The sequence below is a fragment of the Aquimonas sp. genome (genome assembly GCF_044377145.1).
Classification (GTDB): Bacteria; Pseudomonadota; Gammaproteobacteria; order Xanthomonadales; family Xanthomonadaceae; genus Aquimonas.
This window is the reverse complement of the sequence record NZ_JBILJQ010000050.1, coordinates 23469-39909: the sequence shown is the minus strand read 5'-3', so window position 1 is coordinate 39909 and position 16441 is coordinate 23469. Positions and strand designations below refer to the sequence as shown.

The window sequence follows — 16441 nt, the reverse complement described above, 5'->3', positions numbered from 1 at the left end:
ACGGCGGAAGATGTTTCTGGCGGGCGAACCCGCAACGGCTTTGGCATGGGAGTCTCCGAACAAAGCCGCCCTAGAATGAGAGATAACGTGCTGCGTCACTGTCTCGTGGAGTGTAGGCGCGTAGGGAGAATGCCTTTGACGTACTTCTCAAGGCAGTGCAAAGCAGACCACAGGAACGGCTGAAACAGCCGCGCTCGGTAAGCCATCCTTGCAGCGATATAGTCCTTGTCTGCAGTCTCTCGGAAGCTTCTGATCGCGAAGTCGTTGACCAGGGCGTGCATCTGGTTGGGCATGGCTGTCCTCAGAAGCAGTAGGCCTTTTATGCATCAGTGCTGCATTGTGCGCATCAAAGGCCGCAATCAAGCAAGGCGTCAGCGCAGTCACTGCACGCCAGTGGCCAGCACGCGACCCGTTTAGGGACGGCGCCATACGCGCCTCAATGGATGCAGTAGCAGTGCCGTTGGGTGATCTCACCAGAGCGGCGCGCGGCACACCGACTAGCGCGCAGACACACTCACCGCCGCGAACGCCGAATGCTTCGACTCAACCGCATCCGCCGCCTCCGCACTACGCACCACCAACCCCGGTTCCGTCAGCGCCTCAAGGGTTGTGAAGCGTCCGCCCCGCGTGTCGTTGAGGGACTTCAGGAAGGCGAGTGTCAGGCGCTGGGTCGAGGCTTTGACGCTGTCTGCCACGTCCGCGGTGTCGAAGTAGCGGCGGTCGGTGAAGACGTTGTGGCTGCCGCGGTTGAAGATGGCCAGGGTTTTGTCGCCGCCGATGGCGTTGAACACTTTCTCGCGGTCGGCGACGCCGGAGCCGAAACCGGGCAGGCGGATGATGTCGTCGGTGGTAGTGACGTGCAGGCTGGGCACGGCGATGCCGCCGAGGATGGGCGCGAAGTTCGACTCGCCGTAGAACGGTGGCGCCGAGATCAGGATCGCTGCAGCGATGCGGGTGTCGCCGAGCTGCAGCAGTCGACCTTCGCGCATCACGCGTGCGCCGGCCAGTAGCATCGCGGTGTTGGCGCCGTAGGAGTGCCCGGCCACTGTGATGCGATCTGGATCGATGTGTTCGCCGAAGCGCTCGGTGAGCAGGTGATCCAGCGCCCATCGAAGATCGGCCACGCGGGCCAGCGCTTCGGGCTCGGCCGTTGCGCTCGCGAATCGCTGTGCCACCTGCAGCAGGTTGCCTTGCCACATTTCGCGATCGCTGCCGACGTGCCGAACGTGCAGGCTGGCGATGCCGTGGCGGGCCCAGTAGTGGCCCAGATGGGTGTAGCCGTCGTCCGAGCTGCCGATGCCGTGCGAGAACAGCACGAGCGGCACGTGGCCCTGGCGCGCGCTGTTCGGCCAGAACAGGCGTGCCGGCACCTCGCGCGAGCGGTTGGCGTCGAAGCCGTCGAGCAGGATCACGCGGTAGTTCGATGAGGCTGGCGCATCGATCCCGTCCTCACCGCCGAGGCTGGCGAGCGCGAACAGCCAGCCGGGCGTGAACGCCAGCAGCGCGATCAGCAGGGTGAGCGCAGCGCTGATGCGGCGGCGACGGGTGCGGAGCAGTGAGCGGAGACGATGCATCGGCGGCGGTGATCTGAAGGACTTGAGTGGGGCCGCGCCGGGCGGCGCGGTGTGTGGGCGATCTGTTCAAGGCTTGCCGCGGATGTTCCGTGGCGGAATCGAATGGGCGCCGGCTGCGGACCGGATTCAGCGCGTCTTCTTGGGGCGCCCCGTCTGCACGGTCGGCAGTGCGGCCAGCACGGTTCGCAGCTGTGATTCGCTCAAGGCGGCCAACTGCTGAAGCCCGGCGCGGAGCAGCTCGCTCTTCTTGGTCGGGCGTTTGAACTCGATCGCGCGTGCCTTGAGTTTGGCGATCAGGTCATAGTCGTCGCGCGGCATGGTGAAGCTGTCGCGCACAAGTTTGACGCGCTCGATCGCCACTGCTTCCTGCTTGTGGGGCTTCAGCTCGGCGCTCGCAGCGCCTGTCTTTTTCGGGGTTTTGGCCTTCGCACTGTTACCCGCATCGACAGCTTGAGCGGTCTGCTTGCCAGGCTTGGATTTCTTCGTGGCGCGCGCTTTGGTTGAGTCTTTCATGAGGGCATCAGGCGTTAAGGTATAAACAATATATACCGTTTAACTCCGCCCCGGAAGTTGGCGGCGATGCCGTTGCACCGCGTCGCGGTGGACATCTTGCGTCGATGCAAGATGCGAACTGCTTCGCAACTGAGGTGCAGCCCAAACTGCGCGGCAGCTACTGACAAAACCCAGCGGCCGCGAGCACATCGAGGTTCGCACGGTGCGCATCGACCACGTGCCGCGCTTCGACGAGTTCTTCGAGCTTTACCGCGCCGAGTTTGCGGACGCTGATGCGGCCTGGGACCGCGCGGTTCTTGAGACGTCCGACTACCGCGATTTCACCCGCCGCGCGCTGGCCGAACTCGTGCGACTGCGCCTGCTCGACGACGACTGGCCCTGCGCAATGCGCGAGCTGGTGAGAAGCCCGCTGAGCGGTGCCGACCTGCTGGTGCTGTCGCAGTTGCCGGGGTCGGTGACGCTGGGCCAGCTGGCCGGCGGAGGCCCGCACGCCGCGCTTTCGCCTGCGTTTTTCGAGTGCATCGCGACTGCAGCGAGCGGGTCGGCGGCGGCTGCCGTGTCGGTGACAGAACTTGCGACCGCTGAGCGGCAAGCCCGCGCAATCGCGGCCAGCAGCGGCCTTACGCTCGACGCATTCGCGGAGTGGCGCGCGCTGGATCTGGCGATCGACTTCGTGCGACTTGCCAATGCCGGTGACCTCGGGTTCGACGATGTCGGCCCCGGTCGGTTGGCGCAGTACGCCGCGCTGGCTCAAGCGTTCGGCGCCGAGCGGCAGCCCGCACTGCAGAGTGACGTGATCGACGCTGCGATGCCGGTCACCACCCTGCTGCGAACGCGATTCGGGCCCTTGCTCGACCTGCTGCAGCGCCTCGCCACCGGGCACCCCACCGCATGTGCGGCTGGATCTGGCGCGGGGTCGGGTGATCGATCTGCAGGGCTCTGAGCAGCCCGCATCGGCTGATCGCGCATCGGCTGACTAGCGCAATGCGGACGCGGCCGGCGCATCGACATTGCGCTAAGCGCGCCTCGCAGACGCGCTATCCATTTTCAATCCAGGCCGCGATTCGATCCGCGCACCGAAGCCGTGTCGAGACCTCGTGCGCGCGCTTGCACCGCAGACGACGTTCGAGCGCTACAGGTCGCGCATCGCGGATTCACATAGGCCGGCATTGGACATATTGGCCTGCTGCCCACCGCTGACCGAGGAAACGCCCATCAAGGCCATGTTGCAGGCGCGGCTGAAGGGCGTGCCCTGTTCGGCCAAAGGCTTCAGGCAACTGCTGTCCAAGCGCTGCAGCAGGGCCTCGCACTGCGGGGCGAGCGTCCATGCAACGCCGGTGTTCGGCTTGCGGTCGCGGCGCAGGCTGCGGCTCTGGGATCGGCAGTTCATCTGGGCCGGGGTGGTGCCTGCTGCAGGCGCGCTCAGCACGCCCTCCGAAGAGCCCGTGGCGAGGCTGATCAGGGACAGTGATTCGGTGCCGCGCAGCACGCCGAGGATGGCCTCGCGCACTTCGGCGTAGTGGATGTCGCAGGTGACCTCTTCTCTCGGAGTCGACCGCGCCGACACGCCTGCGCTGGCGGCAGCAGATGATTCCGGTGCGGCCGACCCGCTTTGCGCGGTTTCGCCACCGCAGCCGGACGCGGTGAGGGCAATGAGCGCAAGCAACGCGATGCGATTCAACATGGGAGGCTCCTCGGTGGATGGGTGAAAAGGTGCGTTCGGGCCAGCACATCAAACTGAGCCAATGGTCGGATACGCAGCCGCTCGGCAGGGCCCGACATCGACCATCGAGCGGTCGATCAGGCGCTGGGGCGCGACTCCGCGGCGCTGGGCACCCCTGCAACCGGCGGAACGGCGCAGCAACCCGCGTGTTGCCAATCCGATGGTGCGTGCCCTATCAAGCCGACCGGATGGCTGCATCTACGCTGCTCAACCGCAGCTGCGCGAAAGCGCGAAGCACACGCCAGGTCCGCAAGGCATCGTGGCTGGATCTGCTGGGGGCCGTTCGCATAGACGGCGACGCTCTCGCGCCGCCGTCTGTGTTGCTGCTTTGGCATCCGACTCAAAGCTCAGCCGAGATCGAGCTCCATCACGCGCGACCAGGCCGCGACAAAGTCCTGCACGAACTTGCCCGCACCATCGTCCGCGGCATACACCTCGGCGACTGCGCGCAGCTCCGAGTGCGAGCCGAAGATCAGATCAACAGGGGTTGCTGTCCACTTCAAGGCACCGCCTTGACGGTCGCGACCCTCGTACAGCCCCGCCTGCCCTTCGGCCTTCGACCACTGCGTCGACATGCTGATGAGGTTGACGAAGAAGTCGTTGCTGAGCACGCCGGGGCGGTCAGTGAAGACACCGTGCTTGGCACCACCGACGTTGGCGTCGAGTGCACGCAGACCGCCGACCAGCACGGTCATCTCGGGCACCGTGAGCGTCAGCAGGTTGGCACGCTCGACCAACAGCTCCGCAGGCGACTGCAGGTTGTTGTCTCCGAAGTAATTGCGGAACCCATCGGCTGAGGGTTCCAGCGCCGCGAACGAAACAACATCGGTCTGCGCCTGAGTGGCGTCGGTACGCCCCGGCTTGAACGGCACCTCGATCGGGTGACCGGCAGCGCGCGCCGCCTGTTCGACCGCAGCGGCACCGCCAAGCACGATCAGATCCGCCATCGACACCCGCTTGCCGCCGGATGCGCGGCGATTGAAATCCGCCTGCACCTCCTCAAGCGCTGTCAGCACCTTGGCCAGCTCGGCCGGCGAGTTGGCTGCCCAGTCTTTCTGCGGAGCCAGACGGACGCGCGCCCCATTGGCGCCACCGCGCAGATCGGTGCCGCGATAGCTGGCGGCGGACGACCACGCCGCACGCACCAGTTCCTGCACGGTCAGGCCTGAAGCCAGAATCTGCGACTTCAACGCGGCCACATCAGCGGCGTCTACCAGCGGATGGTCCAGCGCTGGCACAGGGTCTTGCCAGATCAGCGACTCGGTCGGCGCAAGGTTTCCGAGGTAGCGCGAGCGCGGGCCGAGATCGCGATGGGTGAGCTTGAACCACGCCCGGGCGAAAGCATCTGCGAACGCTTCCGGGGAATCCTTGAAACGCTGCGCGATCTCGCGATAGCTGGGGTCGAAACGCAGGGAGAGATCGGTGGTGAACATGATCGGCGCGTGGCGCTTGGTGTTGTCGTGCGCGTCGGGCACCAGGCTGGCCGCCTGCCCTTCGGCAGGAATCCACTGAACCGCACCGGCAGGGCTGCGCGTCTGCACCCATTCGAAGGCGAACAGGTTGTCGAGGTAGTTTGTCGTCCAGGCGATCGGATTGACCGTCCACGCGCCCTCCAGCCCACTGGTGACCGTGTCGGCGCCCTTGCCGGTGCCGCAGCGGTTCTTCCAGCCCAGGCCTTGCTGCTCGATCGGCGCACCCGCGGGGTCGGCCTCCAGGCACTCTTCGGGCTTGTGCGCACCGTGCGCTTTGCCAAAGGTGTGGCCACCGGCGATCAAGGCGACGGTCTCCTCGTCGTTCATGGCCATCCGAGCGAACGTCTCCCGGATGTCCTTGGCCGCGGCCAAGGGATCCGGGTTGCCATTCGGGCCTTCCGGATTGACGTAAATCAGGCCCATCTGGGTGGCGGCGAGCGGCCGCTGGAGCTGGCGGTTGCCGTGGTGACGCTGGTCCTCCAGCAAGCGGCTCTCCGGACCCCAGTAGGTGATGTCGCCCTCCCACTGATCAACCCGTCCTCCGGCGAACCCGAAAGTCTTGAAGCCCATGGATTCCAGCGCGACGTTACCCGTCAGCACCATCAGGTCACCCCAGGAAATCCTGCGACCGTACTTCTGCTTGATCGGCCACAGCAGACGACGCGCTTTGTCCAGACTGACGTTGTCGGGCCAGCTGTTCAAAGGCTCGAAACGAATCTGCGCACCGTCGGCGCCGCCACGCCCGTCGGCGGTCCGGTAGGTGCCCGCGCTGTGCCAGGCCATGCGAATGAAGAACGGGCCGTAGTGGCCGTAATCGGCAGGCCACCAATCCTGCGAGGTGGTCATCAGCTGTCGCAGGTCAGTTTTGACTGCCTCAAGATCAAGCGATGCGAACTCGGCCGCGTAATCGAAGTCTGCCCCCATCGGGTCGGACGTGACCGCGTGCTGACGCAGCGGGCGCAGGTCCAACCGCTCAGGCCACCAGTCCTGCACCGACGTCGATGCTGGCGCCGCTTGCACAGAGCTGACCCATCCCGCACCGGTCAGCGCCGCCGTCAGAGCGAGCACGAGAATCCTGTTCTTCAACATTCTATTTCTCCTTGGTCATAGTGGCGTCGAAACATGCAACGCCGCGGAGACTAGACCTTGAGAATACGGACGTTAAATTGATTGTAGATCTCGTTTTGATACCCAAGGACTATCAACACCTCAACCGGCGCAAGCTCGGGTCAGCACTCGGGCGGGTACGGATGCTTGCTCGGCTCGGACGCTCCACACAGGACCGGCGACTCAACGATGTGCTGTCTGTGCAGTCGAGAAGCGCCCTGCAAGCCAGCCTTGACCTGCTTCTTTGCCAGGAGAGCTTCGGGCGCATTCAAGCGATGACCTCGGCTCATCGAGCCCGCTGGACTGCAGGGCAATCGAGCGGGCGCGAGGCCGACGGGACTCCTGGAGCGAGGATCGATTGCCCGAGATGCACACGTCGATAGCGGCCGGTCAGCGACGAACGCCCGCCGACAGACAGCCGCCCATCGGCAGTGCTCGCCCGCCCCCTCGCCGCGGCGGCTACGACAGCCGCAACGCGGCGTAGCTCTTCTTGCCCTTGCGCAGCAGCAGGTAGCGGCCGAACAACAGATCGCCTGCGGTGACGCGCTGCTCGATACCGCTACTGCGCTGATTGTTCAGATAGATGCCGCCGCCCTCCAGATCGCGCCGGGCCTGTCCCTTGGAGGGGCACAGCCCACTCAACACCAGCAGATCGATCAGCGTGGCGCCCTCGCCTTCCAGCTGCGCGGGCTCCAGCGCGGCGTTGGGAATCTCGGCAATCACGTCTTCGAACACCGCTTCAGGCGTGTCGCCGATCTCGGCGCCGAACAGGATCTGGCTGGCGGCAATCGCAGCGTCGGTGGCCTCGGCGCTGTGCACCAGGGTGGTGACTTCGCGCGCCAGCGCCTTGTGCGCCTCGCGGGCGCCGGGGTTGGCGGCGTGCGCGGCTTCCAGCGCTTCGATGGCCGCGCGATCCAGGAAGGTGAACTTGCGCAGGTACTCGCTGACCTTGGCGTCTTCGGTGTTGACGAAGAACTGGTAGAACCGGTACGGGCTGGTGCGGGTCGGGTCCAGCCAGACCGCGCCCGATTCGGTCTTGCCGAACTTCGAGCCATCGGCCTTGGTGATCAACGGGAAGGTCCAACCGTATACCGCGACGCCCAGCTTGCGGCGCACGAACTCGGTTCCGGCGGTGATGTTGCCCCACTGGTCGGAGCCGCCGATCTGCAGCTCGCAGCGGTGCTCCTTGCGCAGGTGGTAGAAGTCGTAGGCCTGCAGCAGCTGGTAGCTGAACTCGGTGTAGCTGATGCCGCTTTCGCCGGCCATGCGCGACTTCACCGAGTCCTTGGCCAACATGCCCGACAGCGGGAAGTGCTTGCCGACATCGCGCAGGAAATCGAGGAAGGACAGCGGCGCCGTCCAGTCGGCGTTGTCGACCAGCAGGGCCGCGTTTTCACCGCTGCCGAAATCGAGCAGGCGCGCCAGCTGGGCCTTGATGCATTCGATGTTGTGGCTCAACTGCTCGCGGGTCAGCAGGTTGCGCTCAGCCGATTTGCCGGAGGGATCGCCGATCATGCCGGTGGCGCCACCGGCAAGGGCGATCGGCGTGTGGCCCGCGCGCTGGAAGCGGCGCAGGGTCAGCTGGCCCATCAGATGGCCGACGTGCAGGGAATCGCCGGTCGGGTCGAACCCGCAGTACAGCGCGATCGGCCCCTCCTGCAGGCGCTTGCGCAGGGCGTCGATGTCGGTGCAATCGGCCAGCAGGCCGCGCCAGGTGAGGTCGTCGATCAGGTCCATGGTCTTCGCGATTTCGTGCAGAGGCGGGAGAGGTTTGCAGCGTCCGGCGGCTGAGGCGAGGGCTGCGGCAGCCGCACAGGTTACGCGAGGACCGGCGTAGCTCGCGCAGGCGGCGGCGTGTGGGCTGGCGGCATGACAGATCGGCCCATCCGCGTGGGGCGTGGGCACAGCTCCCGACGGACTTTGCCCACACCGTCGGCCGGCCATTGTGCGGGCCAGGCGCCAGCCGGCCCCGCTGATCTGACAGCTTGTTGGCGTGCAGCCAGCGGCGTAGCGTCACCCGCACCCTGCCCTGCTGAGGCCGCCTTCGCTACTCCATGCTGAGGTCTGCGTCTGCCGTGGCGCGCGCGATGGCGACGTGGCACATCGCGATCGGGCCTTGAGGCCGTCGCGGGCTGCGTTGCCTTGACGGTCGCAGCGCCTGCGCCGGCGATGTGTCCTGTGTCCGCAAGCGAGCACGGCCGCCGAACAGAGGATGGTGCTGGAGGGCGCGGCGCCGCAGCAGTGCCTGCCCACCATGGATGTTCAAGCTCAGACCCGAATGCAGGCCCGCACGCGCACTGGAGATCTCCGCATGCACTCTCGATCCGCCCTTGCTCCCACGACAGCTCGCCCCATTCGGCAGCGCCTGCTGCGTCCCGCACTTGCGTTGCTGCTGTTGGCCCTCGCCGGCTGTGCGGTCACCACTCCGGTGCGCGAGGAGATCCCGCCGTTCCGCCAGGGCGTGGCCACCGCCAACCAGCAGACCGCAGCGGCCTTTGCCGATATCAACACTTTTCTGCGCGCGCAGCAGGTCGACCGGGCGGTCAGCCAGCCGACCTTGAACGAATCGATGTTCGTCGAAGCGCTGCCGGCCAGCGACACCGCCAAGTGGAGCCGCGCCTTCGCCCTGATCGATGCCTACGCCGCCAAGCTGGAACGGCTGCTGGACCCGCAGCTACGCGCGGGCGCGGAGACTGAGCTGTCCTCGCTGGGTGAGGCGATCGGCCGGCTCGACGGCGAGCAATTGCCGGCCGGCGTCGCGGCTGGATTCATCCAGCTCGGCGGGCTGCTGGTGCAGCTGCGCGCCGACAAGGACGCATTGGCCGCGATCCGCGCCGCCGACCCCGGCATCCAGCAGGTGTTCGCGCAGATGATGGCGGCGATCGGCAGCGACCCCAGCGACGCGATACGCGGCACAGTGCGCACCAGCTGGCAGCAGATTCTGGGCGGCATCTCGGTCGCGTTCCTGAGCGCCAGCGGGCCGGACGCCAAACGCAGCGTGGTGCTGCGCTACGTCGACACGCTCGACCAGCGCGACGGCCAGGATCGCTCGCTGGCCGCGCTGCGCAGTTCGATCGGTCTGCTCGCCAGCGCGCACAGCGAGCTGGCGGCCGGCCGCCACGCCAGCTCGCAACAGATGCTGGAGCTGCTGCAGAACGAATACACGGCCTATCGCCAGCAGGTAGAGACCATCCGCTCGCGCGAAGCCAGCGGCACGGCACAACCCGGAGGTGGCACATGAACGCGGTCGTCAATGCGGCAAGCACGATCAACCCCGGCATCAAGCAGGTCCACGACGAACTGATCGCCCGCCACGGCAGCCTGTCCGATCTGCTCGGCAGCACTTCCTCGCCCAGCGATGCCGAAGCGATCCTGCGCGAGATGCAGGAGGTGAACTTCCGGGTGATGGTGAGCGGCAGCCTGCTGTTCAAGCAGACCACGGCCAAGCTCGACGCCAGCATCGCAGCGGTCGCCGCGGCCAGCGCGCGCCTGGATGAATCGCTGAGCGAGGCGCAGCGGATCCAGGACATCGTCAAGGCCACCGGCCGGTTCCTGACCCTGGTCGACAAGCTGCTGGACGCGATCAAGCTGGTCTAGCAGCAGCGTGATGGCGACCTGATCGGCGCGGCGGCCGCGCCGATCAGGCCGCCACTGCCTCGACGCGATTGCGCCCGCGGCGCTTGGCCCGGTAAAGCGCGACATCGACCTGCTGCAGCAGGCTCGCAATGGGACAGGTGGAACCGACCACGTCGGCGCCGACCCCGATACTCACACGCAGGTCGAGTGGCTCGCCCTCGGCGGAATGCAGCAGGGGGCCGGATTCGAGCTGGGCGCGAAAGGCCTCAGCGCGCGCGCTGGCCTGCCTCATACCCACGCCCGGCAGCAGGACCGCGAACTCCTCACCGCCCCAGCGCGCCGCCACCTCGCCATCACCGCCGAAGTGCTCACGCAAGCGCTGACCGAACGCGCTGAGTACCGCGTCGCCAGCGGTGTGGCCGTTGAGGTCGTTGATGTCCTTGAAGTGATCGAGGTCGAGCAGCAGCAGGCTGAACGGCTGACCACAGCGCGTCAGGTCTGCCTGCAGCGCCTGCAGCGACAGCTCGAAGCACAGTCGATTGGCCAGCCCGGTCAACACGTCCCTGCGGCTCTGCTGCTCGAACTGGTCACGCTGGCTTTTGAGCGCGATGCCCTGGTGCACGCGCTGCCAGTACTCGCGGGTGCTGCGCCTGAGCACGAACAGCGAGTAGGCGACAAAAAAGGCGAAGGCCAGCCCCAGTAAGGGCTCGCTGGCAACCAGTACGGCCAGCGGCGGCAGACACAGCGCGAGAATGCCGATCCGCGCAAATCGTTCGCGAATGGCGAAGGTGTGCGCCATCGCCGCGACAAAGGCGACGGTGGCGAACAACGCGATCTCATAGCCGACCGTGGAGCGGGCACACCAAAGCAACCAGGCGGTGGCCAGCCCCCACAGCACCACGCTGAGCATCACGATGCCCCAGGCCTGCAGAATCTGCCGCCGCGCCGAGACCTCGGATATCGGCTGCACATGCACGCGCTGGCGCAACAGTGCCAGCAGCGCGAACAGGAACATCAGGCCCGCGAACAACACCGGCTGCTGCTCATGCAGATCGGCGCCGACCCCGGCCAGGGCCCAGCCCAGCACGTAGAACGGCCCGCCCAGACGAGTCCGCGCGAGGGTGTCGACCAGCTCCTCACGCTGTGCCAACTCAGCCAAGCCGAGCGTGCTGTCGAAGTTGGCGTTCAGGCCGGAAGGTGGAGGCGGCTCGCGCATTGATCTGCACAGGGTCCATGGCAACGCGGCGCACTGCACGCACGGTGCGTGATCGCATGCATATCCCAGGCCACGCGTTCACGGGTGGGAACCCACCAGAGGCGCAGTTCCAACTCACTGCACACCCAGTGCGAAGACTGCATCCCGGGGCGTAGGTTAGGCTGCTGGTCTGTCAACCCACCGTCCTGCAGGCCACGCGCCATGTCCACCGCCCATTCGCGCTGCCTGCTGGCGGCACTCAGCCTGATTCCGTGGTCAGCGTTCGCAGCAGGCGCAGACACCGGCCAGCCCGCGCCAAGCGTGATCGTCGACATCCGCAGCGCCGGCGCTGAAGGGGTGGCAGCACTGAAGCAGAGCCGCGACGTGCGCTGGTCGGCCGAATTCGGCACCGAACTGCTGCTGGGGATCGAGCCCGCCGCGCTGGACGCCTGGCTGAGCCGTGCCGACACCCGCAGCGGCCCAACCCTGGCCCGCGATGAGATCGTGGTGCGCGATCTGGTCTGCACCGTGCATGCGCCAGAACCGACCGTGGCGATCGTGGGTGGCTACAGTCTGGTGCGACGGCCGGCCGCGCTGGCACGGGTCGCAGGGCTCGGTGGTCTGGGCGGCAAGCCGATTCCGGCCGACGGCGTGGTGGCGGTATCGTCACGCAATCTCGCACTGGCGCGGCCGAAGCAGGCACCCGAACCGCGCACGGCGGCGGTGGTCGCCGCGGTCGATGCGGAGCGCTGGTTCGGCACCGTGCAGTCTCTGTCCGACTTCGACCGCAACAGCTTCAGCGCCGACCTTGGCAACGCCCACAACTGGATCCTGACGCGTTTCTCCGAGGCAGGACTCACCACCTCCAGCCACGCCTTCACCCTGAACGCCAGCGGCTGCAGTCCGACCCCGCCACCGGTGCAGATCAACAACCCGATCGGGATCAAGCAGGGCCAGACCCTGCCCAACGAGTGGATCGTCGTCGGCGCGCACTACGACTCGCGCAATGTCGGCCGCTGTGATGGCAGTGCGGAGCCGCAGCCGGGCGCGAACGACAACGGCTCCGGCTGCTCCGGGGTGATCGAGCTGGCGCGGGTGTTCCAGAACATGCCGACCGCGCGCAGCATCGTGTTCGCCTGCTTCGCCGGTGAAGAGCAGGGCCTGGTCGGCGCCTACGCCTGGGTGCAGTCGCTGCAGCAAAGCGGCCAGCTGGCCGGGGTGCGGCACATGGTCAACCTGGACATGATCGGCCACGCCGTTGACGACGGCCTGGCAACACGACTGGAGACCACCTCGACCTACTTCAGTCAGCGCCAGCTCTACGTCGACGCCGCGGCCACCTACGCGCCAGAACTGACCATCATCCTGCCGGCCAATACCCAGGCCTATTCCGACCACTGGCCGTTCATCGCCGCCGGGGTGCCGGCGGTGTTCACCTGGGAGAACGGCGCCGGTATCTACCCGCACTACCACCAGGCCACCGACCTGCCGGCCAATATGCTGCGCGCACGCGCTATTGGCGGCGGCATCCTGCGGATGGATGCGGCGGTGGTCGCGCAGCTGGCCGAAGTGGTGATTACGCCACCGCTGTTCGCCGACGGTTTCGAGTAGGCGAATCTGCGGCCGCAGCGGCACCAACGCGTCCGACATACGGCCGGACTGCCGGACATTCCGTGGAGTCTGTGCACATGAAGGTTCTTCAGCGTATTGCTGCCTCTGTACTGACGGGCCTCGTCCTGTCGGCCCTGCTGCTGGGCTCAGCAACTTCATCCGCACAGTCCAGCTGGACGCCCGTGGCGGACGCGGCCAAACACGCTCCCCCCGTACATCTGCACAGCCTGGAACAGCTGCCCGCGGGCAGCCTCACGCACTGGCAGCGGATCACAAGCAAGGCCGCTGAGTGGCAGATCCAGCTGCCCGACGGCAGCCGTCTTCGGATCGAACAGACCCAGCGTATCGAGCACGCCAACGGCGATGTCAGCTACAGCGGCAGCGTGGCCGGTGCCGACGGTCGCTTCGGCGTGCTGCTGACCGAGGGCCGCAGCGCCAGCTTCGGCCGATTCAGCACGCCGCAGGGCGAGTTCCGCTTCGAGTCCTTCGGCGCGCAGGGCTGGCTGGTTGATACCGGCCACGCGCAGCTGCGCGAAGCGCCTTCCGGTGAGCCGGTGCGCGCGCCTGGCTTCGTCGCGCCGGTGCCGGCGTCCACACCGACAGCGGCAGATCCGAAGAACGTGGCCGTGGTGATCGATCTGCTGGTGCTGTACTCGCAGGGCTTCGCCGACCGCTATCCCGGAGACGCAACCCAGACCCGCATCAACCATCTGGTCGCCGTTGCCAACCAGACCCTGGCCGACAGCCAGGTGTCGCTGGGCATTCGGCTGGTGGGTACGGACCTGTCTGGCTACCCCGACAGCGAGGGATCGAACGCTACCCTGCTGAACTCGATGGGTGCGGCGCTGGAGGGCCGCGCCAGCGCGCCGTCACTGGTGAGTCTGAGCGCCCGGCGCAACCAACTCGGCGCCGATCTGATCAGCTTCCTGCGCCCGCACGATGTGGAAACCCGCGGAAGCTGCGGCATTGCCAATCTGTTCGATGGCCGCAGCAGCAGCGGTGTCAACGTGGTGTCGGACGGTTTCAGCTCGTGGTCGCTGTGCGGCGATGAGGTGCTGACCCACGAGATCGGCCACAGCATCGGCGCGGAGCATCAGAACGGTGCCAATTCGCCTGCGGCAGGCTTCGGTACAGCCCTCGTGCTGCCAGGCCGATTCAACACCGTGATGGGCTCGGTCGGTTCCGGCAATCCGGATCGTTACCGCCGGCTGCTGCGCCTTTCCAACCCACAGCAGCGCTGCGGCGGGCGACCCTGCGGAATCGAGAACGTGGCCGACAATGCGCGCCGACTGCGCAACAACATGGCGGCCGTCGCGGGGTTCGCCGTGGAGCGAAGCAACGCGCCGAGGCCGCAGGCGCTGGCCGCCCGCGATCCGGATGCCGATGGCGACGGGGTGGCCGATAGCGAAGACGCATTTCCGCATGATCCGTCCTATCGCAGCGACCGCGACGGTGACGGTGTGCCCGATGAGCTCGATGCGTTTCCCGACAGCTTCGCCGAATCCGCCGACACCGACGGCGACGGCATTGGCGACAGCCGCGACCCCGATATCGACGGCGACGGCTTCGCCAATGCGCAGGATGCGTTTCCGCGCGACCGCAGCGAGTCCAGCGACCGCGACAGCGACCGGGTCGGCGACAACAGCGACCGTTTTCCCGATGACCGCAGCGAGTGGAGTGATCTCGATGGCGATGGCATCGGCGACAACGCCCACCTCGATCGCGATGGCGATGGCAGCGACGACCTCGCCAACGGCGGCAGCCCGGCCGAGCACGATCTACTGGTGATCAGCGCCGGCACCGACCGCGTGCTGCGGCTGCGCGGCGACAGCGGCCGCTATGCCGGCATCGAGATCGCCGAGCGCGAACAGCCGCAGGCGCTGGGGTTCCAATCGGCCTTGGCCTGGAATCCGGCACGCAAATCGGTCGACGCGCTGGTGGCGACCCAGCTGCGGCGCTATGAGCGCGCCAGCGGCGAGCGTCGAACGCTTGCGGTCGGCTACCTCGGCGGGCCGCAGCCCGCCCTGCCCTCGGCGTTTCCGGCCGGGCTTGCGGTCGCTGCCGATGGCACCGTGTTCATCGCTGAAGAAGTTGGCCGCTCGCTGGCGATGCTGGATGCCGCGAGCGCGCAGACCATCGATGGCGACAACGCGTTCGCGCGCGGCGCCCGCAGCTTCCAGGACCCGCCGCGCACGCTGCTGCTGACGCCCGCCGGCCGCTTGTGGGCACTGGAACGCAGCGGCACGATGAGCGAGTTCGATGCAGACAGCGGCGCCCGTTTGCGCACGCTCCCGCCGCCGCAGATCGGCGTCGGGCTCGCCACAGCCTTGGCCTACGACGCCAGCCGCGATGCCTTGCTGCTGGCCGATGCGTCGCTCAACCGCGTATTGCGGGTGAACCTCGGCAGTGGCCTCACAGAGGTGTTGATCGCGCCCTCCACCGGCGGCTTGAGCGCACCGGCTGGGCTCGCCATCGGGCCCGACAACCGCCTGTACGTGAGCAGCGCCGGCAGCCATCAGGTGCTGCGCTACGCGCTCGACAGCGGCGCCTTCATCGACGTGTTCAGCCAGGTTCCGGCCGGCCGCCTGGCCGAACCGCGCGGCCTGCTGTTCGTGCCGCGGGTGAACGACCGCTACCCGGACGATGCCAGCCGCCAACTGCGGCCGATGGCCGGCGCTTGGTTTGATCCGCAGCGCGCAGGCCAGGGTTTCGATCTGGAACTGACCGGCGAGACGCTGTCGTTGATCTGGTACACCTACAGCGCCGACGGCGAGCCCACCTGGTATCTGGCCGCGGGGCCGCTGCAGGGGCGGCGCATGCAGGCGCCCTGGCTCAGCTTCCGGCGCGCGGATGATGCCAGCGTCTCGGCCGAAGTAGGGACAGTCGACATCGAGTTCAACGGCGAGAACGCCGCCCTGCTGCGTTGGCGCCTGGGCGGCCTGAGTGGCGAGGAATCGATCCAGCCGCTGTGGCTGGACGCCACCGAAACGATGGAATTCCCCACCGCGGCCTGGTATCCACCCGCAGCACCCGGCTGGGGGCTATCGCTCGCGCGCGGCGGCGACGTGCATTCCGGCATCGCCTTCATCTACACCCCGGACGGTCGCCCGACCTGGGTCGCGGGCGCCAGCGCGCAGGCCGGGCCGCTGCTGACCATTCCGATGCAGCGCTATACCAGCCGCACCCGCTGCCCCGGCTGCAGCGGCAGCGCTGATCCTGTCGCCGTCCCGGCCGGCACCCTTGTGTTCGAGCTGCTCGGCGGCGACCGCGCTCGGCTGGACAGTGATCTGCGCGGCACTGCACTCGAATGGCTGCGCAGGGGTGAAGAGATGCGCCGTCTGACCGATCCGCCGACCGCAGCGGATCGGCTGCCTCGACACGATCGATGAATCAGACGGGCCGGCCCACGACACCGGATATCGCCCCACGGCTTCGCGCGGGGGGGGTCTGAACCCGCGAGCACGGGCGGCCAAACCATCGATGCGCACAGTCGTCCGATGCGCGCAGTCGTCTCGACCGATGAAACCGCTGGCCGGTGAGTCGATCAAGAGGCGCTGGACAGGCGCGAATGGGTGACACCCGCGCCGATCCCGGTTGAGACCGTCAAGGCAAGTGCGCCGGCTCGTCCGGATGCATTCTCAGGCTGAACCCATGCGCAGCAAGGTCCGAT

11 protein-coding genes are annotated in these 16441 nt (G+C 67.1%); 5 read left to right on the top strand and 6 right to left on the bottom strand.

The features are described from left to right. Positions 1-497: 497 nt before the first annotated feature. Both ACIQ7H_RS14915 and ACIQ7H_RS14910 read right to left on the bottom strand, forming a co-directional pair. Entirely contained in the window at positions 498-1574 is a 1077-nt protein-coding gene (locus ACIQ7H_RS14915; RefSeq protein ID WP_395792869.1) for an alpha/beta hydrolase family protein, read from the bottom strand. Between the two features lie 126 nt (positions 1575-1700). Beyond that, positions 1701-2087, bottom strand: a complete 387-nt coding sequence (locus ACIQ7H_RS14910) for a hypothetical protein (RefSeq protein ID WP_395792867.1) — start codon at positions 2085-2087, stop codon at positions 1701-1703. A 202-nt stretch (positions 2088-2289) separates the two neighbouring features. On the opposite strand from ACIQ7H_RS14910, the gene ACIQ7H_RS14905 reads away from it, so the two are divergent. After that, complete coding sequence (locus ACIQ7H_RS14905) at positions 2290-3030, top strand: hypothetical protein (protein WP_395792865.1); 741 nt, start codon at positions 2290-2292, stop codon at positions 3028-3030. 189 nt (positions 3031-3219) lie between these two features. Here the strand turns inward: ACIQ7H_RS14905 and ACIQ7H_RS14900 are convergent, their stop codons facing one another. The 3 genes from ACIQ7H_RS14900 to tyrS form a co-directional block, all read right to left on the bottom strand. Further along, on the bottom strand, positions 3220-3771 hold the full coding sequence (locus ACIQ7H_RS14900) for a hypothetical protein (protein WP_395792863.1): 552 nt from the start codon (positions 3769-3771) through the stop codon (positions 3220-3222). Positions 3772-4157: 386 nt separating this feature from the next. Further along, positions 4158-6371, bottom strand: a complete 2214-nt coding sequence (katG, locus tag ACIQ7H_RS14895) for a catalase/peroxidase HPI (protein WP_395792861.1) — start codon at positions 6369-6371, stop codon at positions 4158-4160. Between the two features lie 477 nt (positions 6372-6848). Next, entirely contained in the window at positions 6849-8126 is a 1278-nt protein-coding gene (gene tyrS, locus ACIQ7H_RS14890) for a tyrosine--tRNA ligase (protein ID WP_395792859.1), read from the bottom strand. Positions 8127-8700: 574 nt separating this feature from the next. On the opposite strand from tyrS, the gene ACIQ7H_RS14885 reads away from it, so the two are divergent. Continuing rightward, positions 8701-9630, top strand: a complete 930-nt coding sequence (locus ACIQ7H_RS14885; protein WP_395792857.1) for a hypothetical protein — start codon at positions 8701-8703, stop codon at positions 9628-9630. Next, positions 9627-9986 (top strand): hypothetical protein, encoded by a 360-nt coding sequence (locus tag ACIQ7H_RS14880; protein WP_395792855.1) that lies wholly within the window; start codon positions 9627-9629, stop codon positions 9984-9986. The genes ACIQ7H_RS14885 and ACIQ7H_RS14880 overlap by 4 nt, the downstream gene beginning before the upstream one ends. Before the next feature lie 43 nt (positions 9987-10029). Here ACIQ7H_RS14880 and ACIQ7H_RS14875 read toward each other — a convergent pair whose 3' ends face one another. Continuing rightward, positions 10030-11181: a GGDEF domain-containing protein gene (locus ACIQ7H_RS14875; RefSeq protein WP_395792853.1), complete on the bottom strand. Its 1152-nt coding sequence runs from the start codon at positions 11179-11181 to the stop codon at positions 10030-10032. A 201-nt stretch (positions 11182-11382) separates the two neighbouring features. Here ACIQ7H_RS14875 and ACIQ7H_RS14870 point away from each other — a divergent pair, with 201 nt between their 5' ends. Together ACIQ7H_RS14870 and ACIQ7H_RS14865 are read left to right on the top strand one after the other, a co-directional pair. Further along, the gene (locus tag ACIQ7H_RS14870) at positions 11383-12771 is read left to right on the top strand and encodes a M28 family metallopeptidase (RefSeq protein ID WP_395792851.1); all 1389 of its coding nucleotides are present in this window, start codon (positions 11383-11385) and stop codon (positions 12769-12771) included. 77 nt (positions 12772-12848) lie between these two features. After that, a complete protein-coding gene (locus tag ACIQ7H_RS14865; protein ID WP_395792849.1) occupies positions 12849-16160 on the top strand; it encodes a reprolysin-like metallopeptidase in 3312 nt (1103 codons plus the stop codon). The last annotated feature ends 281 nt before the right edge of the window (positions 16161-16441 follow it).